This is a genomic window from Streptosporangium sp. NPDC049376, assembly GCF_044466505.1.
Lineage (GTDB): Bacteria > Actinomycetota > Actinomycetes > Streptosporangiales > Streptosporangiaceae > Streptosporangium.
In genome coordinates this window covers 106,838-129,171 of the sequence record NZ_JBITMT010000014.1, presented here as the reverse complement: position 1 = coordinate 129,171, position 22,334 = coordinate 106,838, and the positions used below count along the sequence as shown (strand labels likewise).

Below are 22,334 nucleotides of genomic sequence, written 5' to 3'. Positions count from 1 at the left end.
GACAGCGCGGACGATCAGCTCACCGGGCTGACCGACTTGGTGATGGACAGGTCGACCCCCGCCGCGGCGCATCCGGCGGGCAGGACGGCGGGGTCGGGCGGGGGCACCACGGCCCTGACCACGTTGGTCACCGTGCCCGTCACCACGTCGAAGATCTGGCTTCCCGTCTGCGAGGTGTCGTAGAAGACGATCTGCGGACTGCCGGCGGCGCGGCCCGCCACCACGGTGAGGCCGGTGAAGCGGTAGCTCCCCGCGCCCGTCATCTGCCCGGTCACGGCGATGGTGAAGTCACTGCCACTGGTCACGCCGGTCGCGGTGCTGGTGTAGGTCCCGGAGATGTACAGACCCATCCTGTTCGCGGTACCGCCGGTGGCCAGGACGATGCCCTCGTTGGTGGTCGAGCCCTCGGACTCGTAGCCGAACCGGAAGTCGGCTATGCACCTGTTGTAGAGGGTTCCCGAGGTGGTGGCCGAGCCGATGACCGTGATGGTCCCGGTGTTCGTCGTGGTCGAGCCGTTCTGGAAGGCGCCGACCGTGGTGTCGCCGACGTTGGTGAACGAGCTCTGCTCGGCCAGCGTCAGCGAGCCCACCAGGTCGATCGTGCCCTCGTTGGTCAGGCTCGCCGTACCGAACAGCGTCTGTGATCCGGTGCCCTGCCAGGTGGCCCCCTTGTGGTTGATCAGCACCGAGTTGGCACCGGCCTGGATGATGCCGCTCACCGAGACCGTGCCCTCGTTCTCCAGCAGGAAGCCGTTGCTCAGCGCCTGGAGCGTCTGCACGTCGAGTTCGCCCCGCACGTGGATCGACCCGACCGGGGCGACGCCGAAGGAGGTCACCGTCCACTTCGCCCCGGGGGCCAGGCAGGCGACGCCACCGCCGGTCACCATCGCCGAGAGGCTGTTGTAGGTCCCCGCCTGGAAGAGCACGACCATGCCCGCGGAGATCGGTGGCACGGGGCTCCCGCTGGTGAGGGTAACGGTGGGATTCGCACACGCCGTGTCGTAGTCAGCCGCGTAGGCCCTGGGAACAAATCCCACAATAGTGGCCATAGCCACGCAAGCCCCTGCAATCACAATACTCACGCACTTCACCATGCATGCTTTATCGGCATCGTTATGCGGTTGTAACCACCTTCATCCGATCAATGCAGCAAACGCCTGGGACAAGGGTGAATGAAATAGGAACAATCACCCTTAATTTCGGGAGGCGGTCACCAGGGCGTCGAAGAGGCACTGGTTGGCCGAGTCCTTCGCCGCGGTGTCCTCCGGGTGCCACTGCACCCCGAGGAACCACCCGGCCGCGTCGGGCAGCTCGGCCGCCTCGACCGTGCCGTCCACGGCGTGTGCCACCGCCACCAGGCCCTCACCCAGCCCGGAGGCGCACTGGTGGTGGTAGCACGAGGCGCTGATCCGGCTCTCCCCGGTGATCCCGGCCAGCAGCGAGCCCGGCCGTACGGTCACCGGGTGCACCATGTGACGGTGGTCGGCCTCCATGTGCTGCCGGAGCCTGCCGCCCCGCAGCACGTTGACCACCTGCAGCCCCCGGCAGATCGCCAGCGTCGGCAGGCCGGTCGTCAGCGCGTACTCGGCGGCGGCCAGGTCGAAGGCGTCCTGCTCGGCGTCCACGTCGTAGACCGTCTCGTGCGCCACGGCCTCGCCGTACGACTGCGGGGCCAGGTCGCCGCCGCCGGGCAGCAGCAGTCCGTCGGCCACCGCGAGCCGCTCGGCCGCCCGCTCGGCGTCGACCGGGTGCATGAGGAACGGCTCCCCGCCCGCCCGGTACACCGCGTCGGCCAGCGCCCGGGCGGTGACCACGGCCTCATACCGCAGGGCGGAGGTGGTGGCGGCGAAACGCGACGGGATCGCGATGAGCGGACGTCGAGACATCCCGGACTCCTTCAAAGGTTCATTTGAAGCCAAACGGTACCCTAGAGCTCCTCCTAGGTCTTGACCTGCCGTCGCGGCTCACCCTAGGTTGTTTGGAGCCAAACGATTAGGAGAAGCGGATGGCCACTGTCGCCGGTATCCCCGTCCACGGCGATCACTGGATCGGCGGCGAGCGGGTCAGCTCGCCCACCACGTTCGACGACCACTCCCCCATCGACCAGACCCTGCTCGCCCAGGTCGCCCGGGGTGGGGCGGCCGAGGTCGACGCCGCGGTCGGCGCCGCCCACGCCGCCTTCCCCGCCTGGGCCGCGACCTCCCGGGCTGAGCGGGCGCGGTTGCTGCACGCGATCGCCGACGGGGTCGAGGCCAGGCTTGAGGACCTGGCGATCGTGGAGACCACCGACAACGGCGCCCTGCTGCGCTCCCATCTGCGGGGGGTCATGCCGCGGGTGGCGCACAACTTCCGCTTCTTCGCCGACTGGCTGCTGGAGCTTGGTCACGAGGACTTCGAGACCCGCGGTCACACCAACCACGTCAGCTGGGACCCGGCCGGGGTGTGCGCGCTGATCACGCCGTGGAACGCGCCGCTGATGCTGGCCACCTGGAAGATCGCGCCCGCGCTGGCGGCGGGCAACACGGTGGTGCTCAAGCCGGCCGAGTGGACGCCGCTGACCGCCTCCCTGCTGGCCGACATCACCGCCGAGGCCGGGCTGCCCGCCGGGGTGTTCAACGTCGTGCAGGGCTACGGTGCCGAGGCAGGCGCCGCACTGGTCGCCGACCCCCGGGTGCGGCGCATCAGCTTCACCGGCTCCGTGCCCACGGCCCGGACCATCGCCTCCGCCGCCGCCGCGAACCTCACCCCGCTGTCGCTGGAGCTCGGCGGCAAGTCGCCGCTGATCGTGTTCGCCGACGCCGACCTGGACCTGGCCGTGAACCTGGCGGTCGAGCAGTACGACAACGCCGGGCAGGTCTGCCTGGCCGGTACCCGCCTGCTCGTCGAGGAGTCCGTCGCCGAGGAGTTCACCGCCCGGTTCGTCGAACGCGCCACCGCGTTGAAGCAGGGTGACCCCCGGGACCTGTCCACCGACCTGGGCCCCAACATCCACCCCAGGCACCTGGAGCGCATCGACGGCTTCGTCCAGCGCGCCCTGGAGGCCGGGGCGAAGGCCGTCATCGGCGGCGGCCCCAACACCGACCTGGGCGGCCAGTACTACCGGCCGACCCTGATCACCGGTGCCGCCGAGGGGAGCGAGATCCTCACCGAGGAGGTCTTCGGGCCGGTGCTGACCCTGCAGACCTTCACCGGCGAGCAGCAGGCGGTGGAGATGGCCAACGGAACCCGGTTCGGGCTGGCCGCCACCCTGATCACCGGCGACCAGGAGCGGGCCGAGCGGGTCAGCGCCCAGCTCGTCGCCGGGACGGTGTGGGTGAACTGCTTCTTCGTGCGTGACCTCAAGGCGCCGTTCGGCGGGTCCCGGGAGTCCGGGGTCGGCCGTGAGGGCGGCACCTGGAGCTTCGACTTCTACTGCGACGTGAAGAACACGGTGAGCGCGCCATGGGTCAGGTAGTCGGGGCGGGCCTGCTGGCCCACGTGCCCACCATCGTCCTTCCCGAGGCCACCCGGCGGGAGCTGAACAACGGCCAGGAGATCACCCTGGTCACGGGCTTGCAGCAACTCCGCAAGGACGTCTTCGAGACGGTGGACTACGACACGGTGGTGGTGCTGGACTCGCACTGGGCCACCACGGTCGAGTTCGTCGTCACCGCCCAGCAGCACCGCGCGGGCCTGTTCACCTCCGAGGAACTGCCCCGCGGCATGTGCCGGATGCCCTACGACTTCCCCGGCGACCAGGAGCTCGCGCACGCCATCGCCGCCAGGGCGGCCGACCACGCCACCTGGATCACCGCGATCGAGGACCCCTACCTGCCGATCTACTACGCCACCACCAACCTGTGGACGCATCTGGGCGTGGCCGGTAAGCGGTGGGTGAGCATCGGGGTGTGTCAGACCGGTGACGCCGAGGACCACCTGCGACTCGGACGCGCCCTGGGGGACGCGATCGCCGCGACGGACCGCAAGGTGCTGCTGATCGCCTCCGGCGCCCTGTCGCACACCTTCTGGCCGCTGCGGCATCTGCGGGCGCACGAGGCCTCCGGTCCCGAACACATCATCACCCCCGAGGCCCGCGCCGCCGACTACGAGCGGATCGGCTGGTTCAAGGAGGGCGATCACGCCCGGGTGCTGGACACCATGCCGGAGTTCGCCCGGTTCAAGCCGGAGGCCCGGTTCGGCCACTACCTCATGATGATCGGCGCTCTGGGTGAGGGGGACTGCACCGCGCCGGGCCGGCAGTACGGGGAGTACGAGAACTCCGTGGGCACCGGCCAGGTCCTGTTGTGGTTCGACCCGCCCGCGGGCGGTTTCCCGGCTCCGCACCGCACCGACCCCTCCAACGACCCCTATCCCTACCCTTACCCCGGCTGACCTGCGCGTTCCGGTACCGTCGTGGGACGGCGCCCCAGTTCTCGCTTTTTCCGACTCTCAACGTGGAAAGGGCCGTTGATGCCCGAATATCGCAGAATCCTGCTCGACGGCGCCGCCACCCAGGTGCGGCGTGAAGGCGACGAACTGGTCAGCGCCGACGGGCGGGTGGTCGGTGTCGAGGAGGCCGTGCACCTGCCGCCGGTCGTCCCCTCCAAGGTCGTCGCGGTGCACCTCAACCACCGCAGCCGGGTCGAGGAGTTCATGACCACCCTGCCCGACGCCCCGACCTACTTCCACAAGCCCACCTCCGCCCTCAACGCGCACAAGGGCGCCGTGGTCCGTCCCGAGCGCTGCAGGTACCTCAACTACGAGGGCGAGGTGGCCATCGTCATCGGCCGCACCGCCCGTAACGTCTCCCCCGAGGAGGCGGGCGACTACATCGCCGGGTACACCATCGGCAACGACTACGGGCTGCACGACTTCCGCGACACCGACGCCGGGTCCATGCTGCGCGTCAAGGGCTCCGACACGCTGTGCCCGCTCGGCCCCGGCCTGGTCACCGACTGGGACTTCCACCACAAGCGGCTGCGCACCCTCGTCAACGGGAAGGTGGTGCAGGACGGCTCCACCGACGAGATGGAGTGGGACATGCACTACCTGGTGGCCGACATCGCCCGCACCATCACCCTCTACCCCGGCGACGTGCTGCTGTCGGGCACCCCGGCCAACTCCCGCCCGGTCCAGCCCGGTGACGTGGTCGAGGTCGAGGTCGAGGGGCTGGGCAAGCTGACCAACCACATCGTGACCGGCCCCGCGCCGATCCGCGACGACTGCGGCGCCCAGCCGACCGAGTCGGAGGAGGTCATCTCCACCACCTTCGGCGGCGACTGGGAGTTCCGCGGCATCCGCGCGCCCCAGCGTTAGGGCCTGTTTTGCGGACCCCTAGAGCCCGCCCCGGCGGAGCACGTCGGGAGGTCAGGGGCCTGCGGCCTTGTCCGGCAGGCCCCTGACCGTGTCTGCGCCGGGGCCGGGGGAGTACAGGGGCAGGTGAACCCCGGCCGGAGTGATCCGGCCGGGGTTCACCCGTTCAGGCGCGCGTCACAGCGGGTGTCACAGTGGATGTCACGGCTGGGGCTGCGCGAGGGTCGGTCCGGTGCTCGCGGCCGCCCGCCAGATGGCGTAGAGGGTGGCGTCGGCGGCCCGGTCCAGGATCGTGTCGCTGATGTTGCTCGTGGTGTCGCAGGCGGAGTGGTAGCAGGAGTCGTAGGGCTGGTTGGCCGTACCTCCCCACTTGGAGGCCTGGGCGTAGGTCTTACGGGCGCTGGCCCCGGCCGCGACCCCGGAGGTGGGGATGCCCCCGTTGCGGAAGGAGGCGTCGTCGGAGCGGTTGGCGCCCTCGACGTTCTCCTCGGTCTGGACACCGATCTGGTTGTAGAAGGCCTTGAGATCGGCCGCCGCCGCGGTGGAGATGTTGTTGATGAAGTAGCCGCCGTTGCGCGAGCCGACCATGTCGAAGTTCAGATACCGCTTGATCTTGGAGCGCCCGGCCGAGCCGAGCGAGTTGACGTAGAACTTCGAGCCGAGCAGACCCTGCTCCTCGTCGGTCCACCAGCCGAACCGCACGTGCTTGGCCACGGTCGGCCTGTACTGGGCCAGGGTCAGCGCGACCTCAAGCAGGCTGGCGGAGCCGGAGCCGTTGTCGTTGATGCCGGGACCTGCGGAGACGCTGTCGAGATGGGCACCGGCCATGATGACCTGGTTGACGTCACCGCCCGGCCAGTCGGCGATCAGGTTGGGACCCGCGCCCCGGCTGCAGCCGCTGGTGCAGCTCTGCCGGGTCACGGTGTAGCCCGCGGCGCGCAGCTTGTTCTCGATGTAGGTGACCGAGGCGGTGTAACCCGCGCCGGTCGAACGGCGGGTGCCACCGTTGCTCGACGCGATGGACTGGAACTGCTGCAGGTGGGCCTTGACGTTGGCCAGGCTGACCCCAGGGGGGTCACCGGGTCCCGTGGGGGCCACCACCGGCGTCACGGTGGGGACCGGGACCGGGGGCGGGGTCGGCGTGGCGGAGGGGACGTTGACCGCTCTCCAGGCCGCCCAGACGGCGGCGTACTCGACGCTGCGGGAGCCGTACAGCTCGGCCGCGGCGGCGAGGGTCGCACGGTGGACGTCGGTGTGACGCCAGGTCGAGGTCCTGCGCAGCAGGGCGTTCAGGAAGATCTTGCCCGCCTTCTTGATGCCGATACCGGCCAGGTAGGACGGGCCGGAGCAGACCGGGCTGTTCGGCTTGCCACCGCCGGGGTGGGTGCCCTCGGCCAGCAGGTAGAACCAGTGGTTCTGCGGCCCGGCCGCGGCGTGCACCTCGGTGATGGGGATCGTGGAGGAGTAGCAGTTGGGCGCGCTGTCGATCAGCGACGGGTTGGCCATGTTCCTGATCGGGCCGGTGCCGAGCAGGTCGACCTCCTCGCCGATGGTGTAGTCCGGCGGGTCGCCGGGGACGTTCGCGTAGTGTTCGAGCAGCGTGCCGAAGATGTCACCCGCCGACTCGTTCAGCCCGCCGAACTCGTTCCCGGTGCCCATGCTGCCGCTGCCCGCGAACTGGAAGATGGCGTGGCCGTACTCGTGGCCGATGACGTCCAACGCGGTGGCCTGCTGGGTGTTCGCCCGGTTGCGGCCGAAGACGGCGTAGGAGCCGCTCCAGTACGCGTTGGCGTCGTTCATGCCGACCCGCGTCGGGAAGCCGCCGCCACGGCCGTTGAAGCCGTTGTAGCCGAACCAGTCGCGGAGCATGTCCCACATCTTCTGGGCGGCCCAGAAGGCGTCTACACAGCCGGTCTCCAGGCTGGTGCCGGTTCCGTCACCCCAGGAGTCGACGTCCTTGGTGTACGGCGCGCCGTTCTGCCCGCCGCAGGCCAGGCCGTTGCGGGTGGGGTCCTTCATCGTGTACGAGCCGGCGGAGCCGGAGGTGGAGATCGTCACCTGGCCGTTGTAGAAGCCGTTGCCGGTGCCGTACTTGACCAGGTCGTAGGCGTCGATGACCGAGCCGTCGAGGGCGTCGACGAAGACGTGCTGGACGCTCGGTTTCCCGTCGGCGACGCCGGAGACCGCGACCTCCCAGGCGAGTCTTTCGCCCTTCTCCCCGGCCCGCACCACGAGCCTCGGCTGCTCGGCCTTGTCCACCTGGGACAGCCTGGCCTTGGCGACCTTCAGGGCGCTCCTCGTGCTGACCTTCGGCGTCAGCGCGACGTCCCCGGTGGGGCCGGTGGCCGCGACGGTGTCGATGATCTTTCCGGCGGCGTCGGTGACGACCACCGCGTCGCCGCCGACCACCGGCAGCCCCTTGTAGGCGCGCTCGTAGCCGACGTACTGCGTGCCGTCGGCGCCGGAGGTCACGCCGGTGCGCTCGAAGCTCTCCTCCGGGCCCCTGCGTAACGCGCCCAGCCCCTCGGCGACCGCCTTGTCGGCGGCCTGCGCGGCCAGCGCCCTGGGGTCGCTTCCGGGGTCGGCCGTCGTCGCGTTCGACGTTCCCGGGGTGGTCTGTCCGGCCGCGTTCACGGGTGCCGTGTAGAGCGTGGTCGCCGCGACCGTGGCGACACCCACCGTCACCGCGATCAGTCCCTTACGTTTCATGCGTGTCGTTCCTTCCTGGCTTCCCCGCCTGCCTGGCGTTCGCTGGGAACACCGGGCGCCGACGCCACCGGAAACATCCGGAAGGTACGGAACATCACGGGGATTGGGGGGCAGAAAAGGGATACGGTTCTAACTTTGCCGGCCAAACGGTAAGCACTAAGTGGCCACCGAAAAACCGCCGCCACATGCGTGGCCCAGTAGAAGAAGCTACGTATCCTCCCCCGAAAAAACCACCCCTGTGGCCAGGGAGATCTCGCCCCCCAATTACCGAAATTTCATGAAAAGGAAGGCACTATATCGGGGGTACGACGCCTCGGACAATGAACAGCCAGGGGGTATTACCCGAGACTATGGACGCCCGTTGGGTGCAAATGATCTCAATTCCATGCGACCTTAAACAAACCGGCTCCTGCCGTTCTCCGAGGAACCGGACACCCCCCGCACGCCGAGGAGACCACCGTGGGCGCCGATCGCGTAACCGACGAGACCGAGAACGGCATCAGCAGGAAGACGCTGCTGAAGGCGGCCCTGATGGGTGTGCCGATCCCGCTGCTGCTCGGCCAGGCCGCACCCGCGCTGGCCGGGGAGACCGGGCGGCTCCTCGACCCCACGCCGTTCTGCGACGACGACCCGACCGTCCAGCAGCCCGTGGGCGTCCACTTCAGGCCGAGCTCTCCCGCGCGCAACGTCTTTCCCGGCTCCGGCACCCCGCTGAAGGTCAGCGGTTTCGTCGTGAACCGCTCCTGCGACCCGCTGCCCAACGTCCTGATGGACTTCTGGCACGCGGACAGCCAGGGAAAATACGACAGCGTCGGGTTCGCGTTCCGCGGCCACCAGCTCACCGACCCCCGGGGCGCCTTCAAGCTGACCACGGTCGTGCCCGGCCCCTATCCCGGCCGCACCCGGCACATCCACGTCAAGATCCAGGCCCCCGGCCTGCGGCTGCTGACCACCCAGCTCTACTTCCCCGGGGAACCGCGCAACAGCGTCGACGTCCTCTTCGACCCCCGGCTGCTGCTGAACATGTACGCCGGCAACGGAACCTACGTCTTCGTCCTCGACTCCACCGGGTGAGCCACCGGGTCACACCGTTCTCTCGCCCTCCAGCACCCGAAGCACCCACGCGTCCAGATGCGGGCAGTCACGCCGCAGTGCGGCGAGGCCGTGATCCGCGATGGCGAGAGGCCCGTCATGGGTCTTCCGGTATCCCGGGTACGCCGCCAGGATGCGCTTCGAAGGGGCGGTCTCCCCTCCGTCGTTGACCAGTTCGGGCCCTCCGGCGCGTTCGGCCTGCTTGCGCAGGGCGTCGGCGACATCCGGCCTGCCGAGAAGCTCCCCCAGCTCTTTCGCCGCGGCGAACACCCACGTCTCCGTCTCGTGCAGAACAAGGTTCGGAACGAGACGCGGGTCATCGTCCAGCGCACGATGGACGGCCCTCTCCACATGCTCGACGCGCGCGTGAGGCGTCCCACTCGGAAGGTCGTCCATCCCAGGGGTGTCCCGGGGAAGGCCGTAGTAGGAGTAGTCGTCGAGCCATTCCCGGAGGGCCTCGGGCTCCGGCCTGCGCAGGACCGTTTCCCCCTCGTCCCTCTCGGCCACCACGAGGTCGTCGAGGGAGAACTGGTTGAGCAGGGTCACCGACTGGGTGGCGATGACGATCTGGCTGCGGGTGGCGGCGGATCTCAGCATGTCCGCCAGCTGGACGATCGCGAACGGGTGCAGTCCCAGCTCGGGTTCGTCCAGGGTCAGCAGGGCGGGAGGCCTCGGCTGCAGAAGAAGTGTGGTCAGGCAGATGTAACGCAGGGTGCCGTCCGAGAGGGCCTCCGCGGGGAAGACCGCGTCGACGCCCTGCTGGTTCCAGCGGAGGCTGGTCCGCCCCTTGGCGTCCTCCACCAGGACGAAGTCGCGGAAGAACGGCGCCATCACCCGCACCGTGCTTCGAATCCGTTCGTAACTCTCCGGGTGTTCCCTGCGCAGGTACAGGAGGAAGGCTGCGAGGTTTCCCGCATCCGGCCGCAGGAAGTCCTGGCCGTCCACGTAGCCGAGCTGTTTGACCGGGGCGTTCCTGCTGGTGTCCTGGAAGTGGAAGACCCGGCACCCCCGCAGGATGTCCACCACGTCCTCCGTATCCTCCGGCGCGGTGTGCAGGAGAGTCTCCCGATGACCGCTTCCGAAGGAGACACCCCACCGTTTGGCGAGGCCCGAGCGCCGACGGGTGATCCTCTCCTGTTCGAAGATCAGTGTGTCGTTCGCCGCGGCAACCAGCACCGCCTCGTAGCCGCTCGTCACCTCACCGTCTCCGGCCTGGATTCCCAGGACGATGGATCCGCCCGCCTTGGCCCCCGCGTGCAGAAGGGCCTGTGCGCCTCCCCTGAGGCCGACCTCAAGGCCGAGCTCGCCGTCGGCGATCCTGCCGAGGAGTTCCACGGCGGCGATGAAGTTGCTCTTGCCCGCGCCGTTCGCCCCCACCAGGAGCGTGATGTCCCCCAGCCGGACATCGGCCTGGCGGATCGAGGTGTATCCCTCGACGTGGATGTTCTGGATCTTGCGCGGCATATCCCAAGCGTACGGTCCAACTTCCTGGACAGTACGACTTCCTGGACGGTTCCGTGGTGGTCAGCCCTCCCGGCCGGTGATCAGGGTGGCCACGCCGTCGAGGATGCGGTCGAGGCCGAAGGTCAGGGCGACCTCCGGGTCGGCGGGGGCGTCGTACTCCTGGCCCGCTGCCTGGCCGACCCGGGAGGCGACGGGGAACCTGCTCTCGTCGGCGACCTTGTCCAGCAGGGGCGCGTTGGCCACCCACCACTCGTCGTCGGTCAGGCCGCTGTCGCGCCGGGCCTCCTCCAGGCTCGCCCTGGTCCGCGCGGTGCCCTCGACGTGGGTCAGGACCAGGGTGAGGACGGCGTCCATCTCCAGGTCGGTCAGGCCGATGCCGTCGAGGGGCCGCAGCTCGGCCTCGTACTTGAGCACGGCGTTGGGTCCCAGGGCGGGGCGGCCCCCCGTGACCTGCAGCATCCAGGGGTGGCGTAGGTAGAGGTCCCAGTTGCGCGCGGCGACGAACCGCAGCGCCCCCCGCCAGCCGCCGGGCTGTGCGGAGGGCGCGTCCACGTCGTCGTAGAGCCTGCCGTACGCGGTGTCGACCATCAGGTCCACCAGCTCTGTCTTGCCGGGCACGTGGGTGTAGAGCGACATGGTGCCGACCCGCAGCCGCTCGGCGACCTGGCGCATGGAGACGGCCTCGATGCCCTCGGTGTCGGCCAGCTCGACGGCGGCCTCGACGATCGCGCGGATGGTCAGCCCGGACCTTCCCGGCCTGCCGTGCGCCCTCCACAGCAGGGCCAGGCTGCGGGCGGGGTCGGCGCCCTTTCTTCCGCTCACGGGAACAGTCTCCAAACCTTCGGCGTTGACCCCACTATAGTCATTCAGTACGGTGTACGGTACGCCGTACGAAAGAAAGGGGTGCACGTGGGGCGACCCGAGTTCACGATCGACGCCGAGGGTGTGCGCAAGCGCTACCCGAAGGCGCCGGAGGGGACGGGTTTGAATGGGTTCGACCTGCGGGTGCGGGCGGGCTCGGTGCGCGGGCTGCTCGGCCCGAACGGGGCGGGCAAGACGACCGCGGTCCGGATCCTGGCCACGCTGCTCGAAGCCGACGCCGGGCGGGTGAGCGTCGCCGGGTTCGACGTCGCGACGCAGGCCCGGCAGGTCCGCCGGAACATCGGGCTCGTCGGGCAGTACGCCGCGGTCGACGAGGTGCTGACCGGACGGCAGAACCTCGTGATGTTCGGCAGGCTGAACCACCTGCCCTCCCCGGTGGCCAGAAGCAGGGCCGAGGAGCTGCTCGAACGCTTCTCCCTGACCGAGAGCGCCGGCAGATCGGTCGCGACCTACTCGGGGGGCATGCGGCGCAGGCTCGACCTGGCCGCGAGCCTGATCGTGGCGCCGCCGGTGCTGCTGGTCGACGAGCCGACGACCGGTCTCGACCCGGCGGCCCGCGCCGAGGTGTGGGAGGCGGTCCGCGAGCTGGCCGAGTCGGGCACGACCGTGCTGCTGACCACCCAGTATTTGGAGGAGGCCGACCGGCTGGCCGACCGGATCTCGATGCTCAGGGCCGGTCGGGTCGTCGCCGAGGGCACGCCGGACGAGCTCAAGGCCACCGTCGGCGGTGACCGGATCGACGTCGTGCTGTCCGGTGGCGACGACGTGACGACGGTGCTCAGCCTGGCGGGCCGGGTCGCCTCCGGCGAGCCGTACGCCGAGGGTGACCGGGTCAGCGTGCCGGTGGCCGGGCGCACCCGCGCGCTGGCCGAGCTGGTTTCGGCGCTGAACGAGGCGGGCGTCGAGCCCCAGGACATCACCCTGCGCCGTCCGACACTCGACGAGGTCTTCCTCAAACTCACCAAGGAGGTCGTTCGATGACGGCACTGTCCACGGTCGGCTGGACCTTCGCGGACACCTGGACGATCACCAGGCGCGACCTGAACCACTGGGCCCTGCGGCCCGGCACGGTCGCCATCGGCTGGGTCTTCCCCGTCATGATCGCGCTGATGTTCGGCGGCCTGTTCGGCGGCGCGATCGAGGTGCCCGGCGGGGGAGGTTACTTCGACTTCCTGATGCCCGGGATGTTCGCCATGACCGTGTTCTTCGGGCTGGAGAACACCATGATGGCCGTGACGACCGACGCCGCGAAGGGCGTGACCGACAGGTTCCGCTCGATGCCGATGAGCTCACTGGCCGTCGTGGCGGGCCGCTGCGTCGCCGACATGCTCAACTCGGTGGTCGGCCTGGCCGTCATGGTCGGCGCGGGGCTCGCGCTCGGCTGGCGCTGGCACGAGGGACCCGGCCCGGCCCTGGCCGCGTTCGGGCTGCTGCTCCTGCTGCGTTTCGCCCTGCTGTGGGTGGGAATCCTGGCGGGCCTGGCCGCCGGCGGCCCGGAGTCGGTGACGGCCGTGCAGATCCTGGTCTGGCCGGTGGGCTTCCTGTCCAACGTCTTCGTCGACCCGGCGACCATGCCCTCCTGGCTCGGCGCGATCGCCGAGTGGAACCCGCTCTCGGTCACGGCGGCGGCCGTACGGGACCTGTTCGGAACCCCGGGCTTCGAGGCCGGGTCCTGGATCACCCTGAACGCGATCCCCATGGCCGTGGCGTGGCCGCTGCTGCTCGTCGCGGTCTTCCTGCCGCTGTCGGTACGGAAATATCGCCATCTGAGCAGGACATGAAAAAGGGGCCGTCCCGGGCGCACCCCCGGGACGGCCCCTCGCCTGGTGGCTCAGCTCCCGGCGCGCTCGTAGACGACCTTCCCGCCGAGGACGGTCAGGTCGACCGGGATGTCGGCGTAGTCGTGCGGGTCGCCGGCGCGCAGGTCACCGCCGAGGACGCACAGGTCGGCGATCTTGCCGACCTCGACGCTGCCCTTCCAGGACTCGGCGAAGTCCTGGCGGGCGGGGTTGATCGTGTAGGCGCGCAGCGCGGTGGCCAGGTCCACGCACTGGTCGGGGCCGCTGACCTTGCCGGTCGCCTTGGACTCGCGCAGCATCATCGAGGCGACGGCCTGGCGCCAGTTGGGCTCGGTGATCGGCGCGTCCGAGCTTGAGCAGACCGCGACGCCCGCCTCGACCGCGGAGCGGACCGGCCACTGGTACTCGGAGCGCGCCTTGCCGAGGATGTCGTCCATCATGTCGGCGGTCATCCACTTGATGCCGGGGTTCATGTTGACCGAGTAGCCGTGCGCGGAGAGTTTGGCCAGGCTCTCGGCGGAGACGAAGTCGCCGTGGATGAGGTAGTGCCTGGCGTCCGGCCTGGGGTGGACCTCGTTGGCCGCGACGAAGGCGTCGACCACGGCGTCGATGCCCCGGTCACCGGTGACGTGCACCCCGAGCTGGTAGCCCGCGGCGTGCGCGTGCCTGATCATCTCCCGCAGCTCCGCCTCCTGCAGGGCGGCGGTCGCGCCGTGCACGCACAGCGAGCCGTAGCCTCCCGCGCTGCCGTACGGCTCGTGCATCCAGGCGGTCTCGTTGGGCGGGACACCGTCGGCGAAGATCTTCACGCCGATGACCGACAGCAGGTCGGGGTCGATGTCGTCGGGCACGCCGAGGCCTTCGAGCCCGGCGACCAGGTCGGCCGCGGAGCCGCCGATGGCGGCGGGCAGCAGCAGGACCCTGACCCTGGCGGCCAGTTCCCCGGCGCGGGCCAGCTCGATGTAGGCGTCGAGGGACTCGGTGCTGAGGCCGCCGCCGAGGATCTGGGTGCCGCCGGGGCCGAGGCCGGGCTCGGTGTAGCTGGTGATGCCCTCGGCGTGCAGGGCGGCGACGGCCTGGCGGATGGCCTCCTTGCGCTGCTCGACGCTCGCGACCGGGATGAGGCCCTGCACGAGGGCCTGGGCGGCCTCCTTCAGGATGCCGGTCGGCTCACCGTCGGCGTCCACCTCGATCACCCCGCCGGCAGGGGCGACGGTGTCGCGGGTGATCCCGGCGATCTCCAGGGCCCTGGAGTTGACCCACAGCATGTGCGCGGAGAAGTCGGTCAGCGCGACCGGGTGGTCGGGGGAGACGGCGTCCAGGTCGCGGTGGTGCGGGCGGCGGGACGGGTCGGCGAGGACTTCGGCGAGGTAGCCGAGGTCCCAGCCGAGGCCGGTGATCCACTCTCCCTCGGGGGTGGTCTCGGTGGCCCGCCGTACGGTCTCGGCGATGTCGGCGATGGACCTGACGGCGGGGTAGCCGACGCTGAGCGCGAAGGGCGGCCTGGTCAGACCCCAGGCGGCGCCGTGCAGGTGCGAGTCGTTGATGCCGGGCAGGAGCGTACGGCCCGCCAGGTCGATCACCCGGGTCTCCGGTCCGGCCAGCGCCTCGATCTCCGCGGTCTCACCGACGGCGAGGATGCGTCCGTCCCGCACCGCGACCGCCTGGGCCACGGAGAAGTCGGCGTCGACGGTCAGGACGTCGCCGTTGACCAGGATCAGGTCCGCTGGTTGGGACATCGGAGGCCTCCAAGGGGTTGTTTGAATGAATGTATGGACCCAAATGACTCTCCGTCAATGGGGGGCCGCGCAGCTCACGGCGTACAAACCTTGCCAACACCCACCCCCGGGACATACCGTTTGGACCCAAATCTTTAGACGACAGGCGGAGGCGTGCCCGTGGCGACCCCGAAGATGCTGCTCATCCTCAGCGAGAACTGGACGATGACGCCGGGCGACGACCTGGCCTCCGTCGTCCGGTGGGCCCGTGAGGCGGAGGACGCCGGATTCGACTCGGTGATGCTCAGCGAACACGTGGTGCTCGGCCCCGACTCCGGCGCCCTGGGGGTCATGCCCAACCCCAGGGAGTACGCCCTGCCCGGCAACCAGGACCCGAAGACCTCCTGGCCCAACTCGATCGTCCTGCTCAGCGCCATCGCCGCGGTGACCAGCCAGATCCGGCTCGTCGCCGGGGCGATCCTGGCCCCGCTGCGCCACCCGCTGCTGCTGGCCAAGGAGATGGCCACCCTGGACCGGCTCAGCGAGGGCCGTCTCGTCGTGCTCCCCACGGTGAGCTGGAGCCGCGACGAGTACGCCGCCCTCGGCGTGCCGTACGAAAAGCGCGGCAAGCTCCTCGACGAGCACCTGGCCGCCTGGGACCTGCTCTGGAAGGAGTCCCCGGCGAGCTTCGACGGCGAGTACTACCCGTTCGAGGACGTCTACCTGGAGCCCAAGCCCTTCCGCCCCGGCGGCCCCACCCTCTGGTTCGGCGGCCAGACCCTGCACGGCCCGCTGCTGCGGCGCCTGGTCCGCTACGGCCACGGCTTCAACCCGCTCGGCAGGCCCAAGCCCGAGGAGCTCGACCTGCTCGCGAACGCGATGCGCGAGGCCGGACGGGACATCTCCGAGCTTGAGATGATCGGCGGCACCCGGGCGATCTTCCCCGACAACGACTCGGTCGCCGACCTCGACCAGGCGCTGTCCACCATCCCCGACCAGATGGCCCAGGGCTTCGACACCTTCTGCATCAAGCCCTCCCAGTTCACCGACGACCCGCACGACGTCGCGGCCTTCTGCCGCCGGGTGATGGCCCGCGTCGAGACCCTCACCAGCTAAGGAGACGCATGGACACGCTGCGCAACGTGATCGGCGGGCAGAGCGGGGAGCCCGCGGGCGGCGAGTGGATGGACCTCGTCGACCCGGCAACGGAGAAGGTGTACGGCCGCGCGCCCCGCTCGACCGCCGACGACGTCGCCGCCGCGGTCACCGCCGCCACCGAGGCCGCCCGTTCCTGGCGGCGCAGCACCCCGGCCAGGCGGCAGGAGCTCCTGCTCGACCTCGCCCGGTTGATGGAGGAGAACCGCGACGCGCTGACCGAGGCCGAGGTACGGTCAACCGGCAAGCCCCGCGGCATCACCCGCCGCGTGGACGTCGGCGGGTCCATCGACGCCATCCGCTACTTCGCCGGCGCCGCCCGGGTCCTGGAGGGCCTGGGCGCCACCGAGTACGCCGAGGGCCACACCTCGTTCGTACGGCGTGAGCCGATCGGCGTCGTCGCCCAGGTGACGCCGTGGAACTACCCGCTCATGATGGCCGCCTGGAAGATCGGCCCCGCCCTGGCCGCGGGCAACACCCTGGTCATCAAGCCCGCCGACAGCACACCCGGCTCGACCGTGCTGCTCGGCGAGCTGTGCGCGCAGGTCTTCCCGCCCGGCGTCGTCAACGTCGTCTGCGGTGACCGCGACACGGGCCGGGCGCTTGTCGAGCACCCCGGCGTCGAGATGGTCGCCATCACCGGTTCGACCCGCGCCGGGATCGAGGTCATGCGCTCGGCCGCCGACGACCTCAAGGACGTCCACCTCGAACTGGGCGGCAAGGCCCCGGCCGTGGTCTTCGCCGACGTGGACGTGGTCGAGACGGCCCGCTCCGTCGCCGAGGCCGCCTTCTTCAACACCGGCCAGGACTGCACCGCCGTCACCCGCGTCCTGGTCGAGGAGAGCGTCGCCGAGGCCTTCACCCAGGCTCTCGCCGAGGCCGCGGACGCCCTGACCGTCGGCGCTCCCGACGAGGAGGGCGTCTTCCTCGGCCCCTCGAACAACGCCGCGCAGGCCGAACGGGTCGCCTCCTTCGTCGAGGGGCTGCCCGGCCACGCCCGCGTCGTCACCGGCGGCCACCGCCTGGACAGGCCCGGCTACTTCTTCGCCCCCACCGTGGTCGCCGGGGTCCGCCAGGACGACGACATCGTGCAGCAGGAGGTCTTCGGCCCGGTCGTGACCGTGCAGTCCTTCGCCGACGAGCGGGAGGCGATCGAGCTGGCCAACGGCGTCCCCTACGCCCTGGCCGCCAGCGTCTGGACCCGCGACACGGGCCGGGCGATGCGGCTGACCGCGGAACTGGACTTCGGCGCGGTCTGGGTCAACTGCCACCAGGTGATCATCCCCGAGCTGCCCCACGGCGGCTTCAAGCACTCGGGAACCGGCAAGGACCTGTCGCGGTACGGCTTCGACGCCTACACCCGGATCAAGCACGTGATGATCAGCCACTCCTGACTTCCGGTCGTGAGCCTTCTGGTCCGGAGGAGGCTCGCCGACCGGGGTTTCCGACGAGGAAGGGGCGCGCCCAACGGGCACGCCCCTTCCTCTGTTTCCTTCCCGTCCGGCCTTTCCACCCGGGCTCTTCCAGCCGGGATTTCCGCTCGGCGCCTTCCGTCCGGACCTTCCACCTGAGGCCTGCCCGCTGAAGCTTTCCGTCCAGGGCTCTTCCAGCTGGAGCGTCTGTTTGGGGTGTCAGCCGTCCTGTGTCCAGAGGCGTAGTTTCTCCGGGTTACGGACCACCCAGATCCGGGTGACGTGACCGTCGGCGACGTCGAACGCGGCCACGGTCGTGACCACACCGGCACGCCGCGCCACCAGACCCGGCATGCCGTTGACCGACCGCTCCAGGAGTTCGAGCCCCGGGGCCATGTCGGCGATGGCGACCATGTACCGGGCGATGCGCGCGCCGCCCTCGACCGGGTGCGGTACGGTGCCGACCGCTCCCCCGCCGTCGGCGACCATCACGGCGGCCGGGTCGAGGAGGCCGACGAGGGCTGTGATGTCCTTCGTCTCCCACGCCTCCTTGACCTGCCGTACCGCGTCGGCCCGCCCGGCTACCGCCGTCGCCGGCACCACCGCCGGGGCCCGCGTGACGTCCACCCGCCGCCGGGCGGAGGCCGCCAGCTGCTTGCAGGCCGCGGGGGTCCGGTCGAGGACGTCGGCGATCTCGGCGAAGGAGTAGCGGAAGACGTCGTGCAGGACGAACGCCACCCGTTCGGCCGGGGTCATCGACTCCAGGACGACGAGGAAGGCCATGGCCACCGACTCGTCCAGGACCAGCTGGTCGGCGGGGTCGGCGCCCTGGCCGTGGCCCCACTCGGCGCGGTCGGGCAGCGGCTCGGGCAACCACGCGCCGACGTAGCGTTCACGCCGGGCCCGCGCCGAGCCGAGCACGTCCAGGCAGACGCGACCGGTCACGGTCGTCAGCCAGGCGCCGGGGGACGCGATCTCCTCCCGTTTGCCGAGCGGCAGCGCGTACCAGCGCGTGTAGGCCTCCTGTACGGCGTCCTCGGCCTCGGCCAGTGAACCGAGCAACCGGTAGGCGACATTGATCAGTTGGCGCCGCTCAGCGGCCGTCCCAGCCGTGTCCATGCTCCCGGCCGCCTCCTCGCCTTACCTTTCGCGGGCCTGCGTCGTCGGACTGATGAGACCTTATCGATCCACTACCTAGGGGTACTTTTCAGCACTATCCAACACTCCTTGGCACGTCCAGATATTTCCGGATACTTCAAGATCTTTTCTGGCGCTTCAAGGCACTTCCGGGTGCCTCAAGGCACTCTCAGGCATTTTTTAGCCCTTCAGGGCACCGACAGGCACTCCAAGACACTTCCAGGGCGGAACAGGGGAACCGTGACATGGCCACTCAGGCGACAGCACAGCGCAACTTCTCGTTTCTGCGGATCGCGATCGCTCTGCAGACCCTGACCATCTTCGTCCAGGCGACCTCCGCCGGACTGCTGCTGTCCACCTCCTACGGGGAGACCCTGCACAGCGCCGGAGCCCGCGTCATGTACGGAGCGTCGGTCCTCTACGTCCTCGCGGCGATCCTGGCCTGGAAGCCAGGCGGCGGCTCCCCCCGCCCCATCCTCCACGCCGCCGGCTTCCTCATCCTGGCCTCCGTCCAGGTACTGCTCGGCATCGCCCACATCCCCTCGGTCCACCTTCCCCTCGGCGTCCTGATGTTCGGCCTGAGCCTGCTGGCCCTGGCCCGGACCTGGCGCAGGCCCTGAACCCGTGTTCCACCCCCTCGGCCGCCAACCGCCTTTCGTGGCAAACGAAGGCGCGATGGCCCGAGTCACGAACCCTTCAGGGTGATGAGCGACTCACCTCGGCGGAGAAGACCGCGCCGGCTGAGATGCTGTTGCGAACCCTTCAGGGTGATGAGCGGCCCGAGGGTAAAGTCCCAGACCAGGCAGGCCGCGACGAACCCCGGGCTCTTGTCCGTGCCAACCTGTGGAGTGTGTGGTTCAGGCTGGTTCGGCGCCGTGGGCGGTGGCGATGGCGTCGATGTGGTGGGCCAGGTCGAAGTCCTTGGCGGTGAGGCGGTGTCCGACCTCGCGGGCCTTGGCCGCGACGTACATCGCCAGGTGGACGCACTCGTGGTAGGTGTGCCGGAAGGTGCGCTCGATCGTGTGCCCGTTCTGTTCCCAGCCGGGCAGCCCGGCCAGACGCTCGGCGATCTCCTCATCGGACAACGGGTGGAGGGTCATGGGTTCGTCAGCAGGTGGGTGCCGTCGTGGTGGCGTACGGCGGGCGGTTGGCCGGGGCGCATGGCGTCCAGGACACGTACGGCGAATGCCTCGTTGGCGAGGGTTTTCACTTCCTGGGGGTCGGCCCAGTGGAAGGCGCGGCTTTCGCGGTTCTTGGTGAGGTGGCCGCCGGTGGCGGCGCAGCGGAAGACCAGGGCGACGACGGCGCGGGTCATGTTCTTGTAGACCCCGGTCAGGGCGAGAGGTTCGACGATCAGGCCGGTCTCCTCGCGCACTTCGCGCACCAGACCGGTGGTGATGTCCTCGTCGCGTTCCAGGATGCCGCCGGGTGCTTCCCAGTGGCCGTTGTCGCGCCGCTGGACGAGCAGCGCACGTCCCTGGTCGTCGAGAACCACCCCGGCCACACTGACCGAGTGCCCAACCTCCAGGTGATCCATCTGGTGCCCTCCGGACTTTTGCTGATCGCTATTCTCGGGCTGCGATACATGTATGTACGAGTTGAGGAGTGATCGTGGCCGAGCTGTCCCTTCCGGACCTGGACCCGACCAGTGATCGGGCTGTTTTCCGGCAGATCGCTGATCACATTCGGAACGCGATCGAGCGTGGGGTTCTCGCCGAGGGTGACAAGGTGCCTTCGGAGGCTCAGCTCATGCAACACTACGGCGTCGCGCGGATGACTGTTCGCAACGCTCTCCAGGTCCTGCAGGGTGAGGGTTTGACGGTGGCCGAGCATGGGCGCGGGGTATTCGTCCGGTCGCATCCGCCGGTTCGGCGGCTGGCGTCGGATCGGTTCGCGCGCCGTCATCGCCAATCGGGCAAGGCCGCGTTCATCGTGGAGACCGAGGGTGCGGGTGGGAAGCCGTCCGTTGACTTCATCAAGGTCACCGAGGAGAGGCCGTCGGTGGAGGTCGCGGAGAAACTGGGGATCACGCTGGAGGATCTTGTGGTCTGCCGGTCGCGCCGGTATCTGATCAATGGTCAGCCGGTGGAGATGGCCAGATCGTATGTCCCGGTGGAGATCGCTCGTGGGACGAGGATCGCGGAGCCGGACAGCGGGCCGGGTGGGATCTACGCCCGCTTGGAGGAGCTGGGGTTCCAGTTGGATCATTTCGTGGAGGACATCCAGTCTCGGATGCCGCTTCGTGATGAGGCGCGAGCGCTCAAGTTGGCGCCGGGCGTCCCGGTGTTTCGTCTGGTTCGTACGGCTTACACCGTTGATGGTCGGGCGATTGAGGTGTGCGACACGGTGATGTCCAGCGATGCCTACGTGTTGTCGTACGAACTTCCTGCGCGATAGCGCTTGACGAACTCCTCTAGAGGAGCCATAAATAGTCATGCGCGATCTCCTCTAGACGAGTGGACATCTAGAGCGATCGTGAGGCAGTGCGGCAAACCACCCTGTAGCCACCCGATGGCCCCAACGCTCTCGGCGTACGCCGAACAACGACTCGACCCTTCGCAAAGGAGCTGCGGTTCATGGAAAACGCCAGATCCATCTCCGCTTGCCAGACGATCCCGGGCTGGCGGCTGATCGTCAGCGATGCCGGTCGGTTCTGGGCGATCCGCAATCGGGCTTTCCCGCGTACGGCATTGCGCGCCGGGGCTGAACCGACGGTGGATGCCGACACCTTCGAGGAGATTCGGGAGGCCGTGGCGGCGCAGGAGGAGAAGGCCCGCACCGCTGTTGAGGGGGTGTCATCGTGACCGGGCGGCATCGGGACGGCCTGCCGTACGCGCCGGTGTATCGGCGGGTGTGGGATGGTCCGGCGCGGGCCGAGGCCGAGCGGATCAACCAGGTGTGGGCCGACTGGACGGTTCTCTACAGCCTGGGGCGCCGCTGCTTCTACGCGATGGCTGTCTGGGACGGGCCGCGGCCGGTGATCGTCGAGGACGTCACAGGCGACGGGTTGGAGGAGCGGATGCGGGAGGCGGAGATGATCCGGGCGATGCGGCTCGCGGCTTCCACGTCGAAGTCTTCCCCGGCGCCGGTTCGTGGCGGGGCTTCCCGTAGGAGGGGTGGAGCGCTGGGTGAGGAGTCGGCGTTCGCTGGAGGACGGCGTTCGCCGGGTGGGAAAGCGGCATGATGATCCCGGCCTGGGCTCCTCGTCAAGTTTCTGAGTTTTCAGATCGAGCCTGTAACTCCGTGCAGACGGCTCACCCGGACTGGCTCGTCTTCCACAGCTCGCGGTCCGGCCTGTGGAGCGCCTACCGGAGCGTCCTGCCCGGCAGGCCGTACCCCGGGAAGGTGCTGTTGGTGCGGGCCGAGTCCGCCGAGGAGCTGGATCGCAAGCTGGCCGCCCAGGTGTCTCCGGTGGTGCCGCCGAGCATCCAGGCCGTCGCCGTCGCCCGCGCCATCCAAACCGCTCAGGTCAGGCAGATGGCCCAGGTTTCCCGGGTTGTTCAAGCTGTATGCCCGGGTCAGGCCGCTCAACCGGGGCGATCCACGGCACTGCGCAGACTTCTGCGCTCGTGAAGCCGGTACGGCGGGCGGTGGACGTCATCCCACCCGTCGCTCGCCGTACCCATGAACGTGCGGCTCAGGCGGGAGGGGTCTGGGCCGCACACCTCCGCGAG

At 69.5% G+C, this 22,334-nt stretch carries 22 protein-coding genes; 13 read left to right on the top strand and 9 right to left on the bottom strand.

Going from position 1 to position 22,334, the window contains the following annotated elements; all coding sequences use genetic code 11:
* Positions 1–14: 14 nt before the first annotated feature.
* A complete protein-coding gene (locus ACIBVQ_RS29435) occupies positions 15–953 on the bottom strand; it encodes a hypothetical protein (RefSeq protein ID WP_362911244.1) in 939 nt (312 codons plus the stop codon).
* A 240-nt stretch (positions 954–1,193) separates the two neighbouring features.
* Positions 1,194–1,886 carry a gamma-glutamyl-gamma-aminobutyrate hydrolase family protein gene (locus ACIBVQ_RS29430; RefSeq protein ID WP_399181409.1) on the bottom strand — a complete coding sequence of 231 codons (693 nt, stop codon included), beginning with the start codon at positions 1,884–1,886 and terminating at the stop codon, positions 1,194–1,196.
* A 119-nt stretch (positions 1,887–2,005) separates the two neighbouring features.
* Here ACIBVQ_RS29430 and ACIBVQ_RS29425 point away from each other — a divergent pair, with 119 nt between their 5' ends.
* The 3 genes from ACIBVQ_RS29425 to ACIBVQ_RS29415 all read left to right on the top strand — a co-directional run bounded on the left by ACIBVQ_RS29425 (position 2,006) and on the right by ACIBVQ_RS29415 (position 5,295).
* Complete coding sequence (locus tag ACIBVQ_RS29425; protein WP_352014010.1) at positions 2,006–3,454, top strand: aldehyde dehydrogenase; 1,449 nt, start codon at positions 2,006–2,008, stop codon at positions 3,452–3,454.
* The gene (locus tag ACIBVQ_RS29420) at positions 3,442–4,371 is read left to right on the top strand and encodes a catechol 1,2-dioxygenase (RefSeq protein ID WP_352014011.1); all 930 of its coding nucleotides are present in this window, start codon (positions 3,442–3,444) and stop codon (positions 4,369–4,371) included. Before ACIBVQ_RS29425 ends, ACIBVQ_RS29420 begins: the two co-directional genes overlap by 13 nt.
* A gap of 78 nt (positions 4,372–4,449) precedes the next feature.
* Complete coding sequence (locus tag ACIBVQ_RS29415; protein WP_399181406.1) at positions 4,450–5,295, top strand: fumarylacetoacetate hydrolase family protein; 846 nt, start codon at positions 4,450–4,452, stop codon at positions 5,293–5,295.
* Positions 5,296–5,493: 198 nt separating this feature from the next.
* On the opposite strand, the gene ACIBVQ_RS29410 is transcribed toward ACIBVQ_RS29415, so the two are convergent.
* The gene (locus ACIBVQ_RS29410; RefSeq protein ID WP_399181404.1) at positions 5,494–8,001 is read right to left on the bottom strand and encodes a M28 family peptidase; all 2,508 of its coding nucleotides are present in this window, start codon (positions 7,999–8,001) and stop codon (positions 5,494–5,496) included.
* Between the two features lie 459 nt (positions 8,002–8,460).
* On the opposite strand from ACIBVQ_RS29410, the gene ACIBVQ_RS29405 reads away from it, so the two are divergent.
* Positions 8,461–9,075, top strand: coding sequence for a dioxygenase (locus tag ACIBVQ_RS29405; RefSeq protein ID WP_399181402.1), 615 nt, complete (start codon positions 8,461–8,463; stop codon positions 9,073–9,075).
* Between the two features lie 9 nt (positions 9,076–9,084).
* Here the strand turns inward: ACIBVQ_RS29405 and ACIBVQ_RS29400 are convergent, their stop codons facing one another.
* Positions 9,085–10,557: a DUF4276 family protein gene (locus ACIBVQ_RS29400; RefSeq protein WP_399181400.1), complete on the bottom strand. Its 1,473-nt coding sequence runs from the start codon at positions 10,555–10,557 to the stop codon at positions 9,085–9,087.
* 60 nt (positions 10,558–10,617) lie between these two features.
* Positions 10,618–11,379: a TetR/AcrR family transcriptional regulator gene (locus ACIBVQ_RS29395; protein ID WP_399181398.1), complete on the bottom strand. Its 762-nt coding sequence runs from the start codon at positions 11,377–11,379 to the stop codon at positions 10,618–10,620.
* Between the two features lie 87 nt (positions 11,380–11,466).
* On the opposite strand from ACIBVQ_RS29395, the gene ACIBVQ_RS29390 reads away from it, so the two are divergent.
* Both ACIBVQ_RS29390 and ACIBVQ_RS29385 read left to right on the top strand, forming a co-directional pair.
* Positions 11,467–12,420 carry an ATP-binding cassette domain-containing protein gene (locus tag ACIBVQ_RS29390; RefSeq protein ID WP_399181396.1) on the top strand — a complete coding sequence of 318 codons (954 nt, stop codon included), beginning with the start codon at positions 11,467–11,469 and terminating at the stop codon, positions 12,418–12,420.
* The gene (locus ACIBVQ_RS29385) at positions 12,417–13,220 is read left to right on the top strand and encodes an ABC transporter permease (RefSeq protein ID WP_399181394.1); all 804 of its coding nucleotides are present in this window, start codon (positions 12,417–12,419) and stop codon (positions 13,218–13,220) included. The genes ACIBVQ_RS29390 and ACIBVQ_RS29385 overlap by 4 nt, the downstream gene beginning before the upstream one ends.
* Positions 13,221–13,270: 50 nt before the next feature.
* Here ACIBVQ_RS29385 and ACIBVQ_RS29380 read toward each other — a convergent pair whose 3' ends face one another.
* The gene (locus ACIBVQ_RS29380) at positions 13,271–14,977 is read right to left on the bottom strand and encodes an amidohydrolase (RefSeq protein WP_386189608.1); all 1,707 of its coding nucleotides are present in this window, start codon (positions 14,975–14,977) and stop codon (positions 13,271–13,273) included.
* Positions 14,978–15,136: 159 nt separating this feature from the next.
* On the opposite strand from ACIBVQ_RS29380, the gene ACIBVQ_RS29375 reads away from it, so the two are divergent.
* A complete protein-coding gene (locus tag ACIBVQ_RS29375; protein ID WP_399181391.1) occupies positions 15,137–16,072 on the top strand; it encodes a TIGR03619 family F420-dependent LLM class oxidoreductase in 936 nt (311 codons plus the stop codon).
* Between the two features lie 8 nt (positions 16,073–16,080).
* Positions 16,081–17,505: an aminobutyraldehyde dehydrogenase gene (locus tag ACIBVQ_RS29370; RefSeq protein ID WP_362911235.1), complete on the top strand. Its 1,425-nt coding sequence runs from the start codon at positions 16,081–16,083 to the stop codon at positions 17,503–17,505.
* Between the two features lie 237 nt (positions 17,506–17,742).
* On the opposite strand, the gene sigJ is transcribed toward ACIBVQ_RS29370, so the two are convergent.
* Entirely contained in the window at positions 17,743–18,642 is a 900-nt protein-coding gene (gene sigJ / locus ACIBVQ_RS29365; RefSeq protein ID WP_399181389.1) for an RNA polymerase sigma factor SigJ, read from the bottom strand.
* Positions 18,643–18,905: 263 nt separating this feature from the next.
* Between sigJ and ACIBVQ_RS29360 the strand changes: the two genes are divergently transcribed.
* Positions 18,906–19,280: a hypothetical protein gene (locus ACIBVQ_RS29360; RefSeq protein WP_399181387.1), complete on the top strand. Its 375-nt coding sequence runs from the start codon at positions 18,906–18,908 to the stop codon at positions 19,278–19,280.
* A gap of 237 nt (positions 19,281–19,517) precedes the next feature.
* Here ACIBVQ_RS29360 and ACIBVQ_RS29355 read toward each other — a convergent pair whose 3' ends face one another.
* Both ACIBVQ_RS29355 and ACIBVQ_RS29350 read right to left on the bottom strand, forming a co-directional pair.
* On the bottom strand, positions 19,518–19,745 hold the full coding sequence (locus ACIBVQ_RS29355) for a 4a-hydroxytetrahydrobiopterin dehydratase (protein WP_399181385.1): 228 nt from the start codon (positions 19,743–19,745) through the stop codon (positions 19,518–19,520).
* An 11-nt stretch (positions 19,746–19,756) separates the two neighbouring features.
* Complete coding sequence (locus tag ACIBVQ_RS29350) at positions 19,757–20,197, bottom strand: NUDIX hydrolase (RefSeq protein ID WP_399181383.1); 441 nt, start codon at positions 20,195–20,197, stop codon at positions 19,757–19,759.
* A gap of 74 nt (positions 20,198–20,271) precedes the next feature.
* On the opposite strand from ACIBVQ_RS29350, the gene ACIBVQ_RS29345 reads away from it, so the two are divergent.
* From ACIBVQ_RS29345 to ACIBVQ_RS29330, 4 genes are all read left to right on the top strand, one after another.
* On the top strand, positions 20,272–21,057 hold the full coding sequence (locus tag ACIBVQ_RS29345; RefSeq protein ID WP_399181381.1) for a GntR family transcriptional regulator: 786 nt from the start codon (positions 20,272–20,274) through the stop codon (positions 21,055–21,057).
* A gap of 179 nt (positions 21,058–21,236) precedes the next feature.
* On the top strand, positions 21,237–21,464 hold the full coding sequence (locus ACIBVQ_RS29340; RefSeq protein ID WP_399181379.1) for a hypothetical protein: 228 nt from the start codon (positions 21,237–21,239) through the stop codon (positions 21,462–21,464).
* Positions 21,461–21,844: a hypothetical protein gene (locus ACIBVQ_RS29335; RefSeq protein ID WP_399181376.1), complete on the top strand. Its 384-nt coding sequence runs from the start codon at positions 21,461–21,463 to the stop codon at positions 21,842–21,844. Before ACIBVQ_RS29340 ends, ACIBVQ_RS29335 begins: the two co-directional genes overlap by 4 nt.
* A gap of 59 nt (positions 21,845–21,903) precedes the next feature.
* Entirely contained in the window at positions 21,904–22,233 is a 330-nt protein-coding gene (locus ACIBVQ_RS29330; RefSeq protein WP_399181374.1) for a hypothetical protein, read from the top strand.
* Positions 22,234–22,334: the final 101 nt, after the last annotated feature.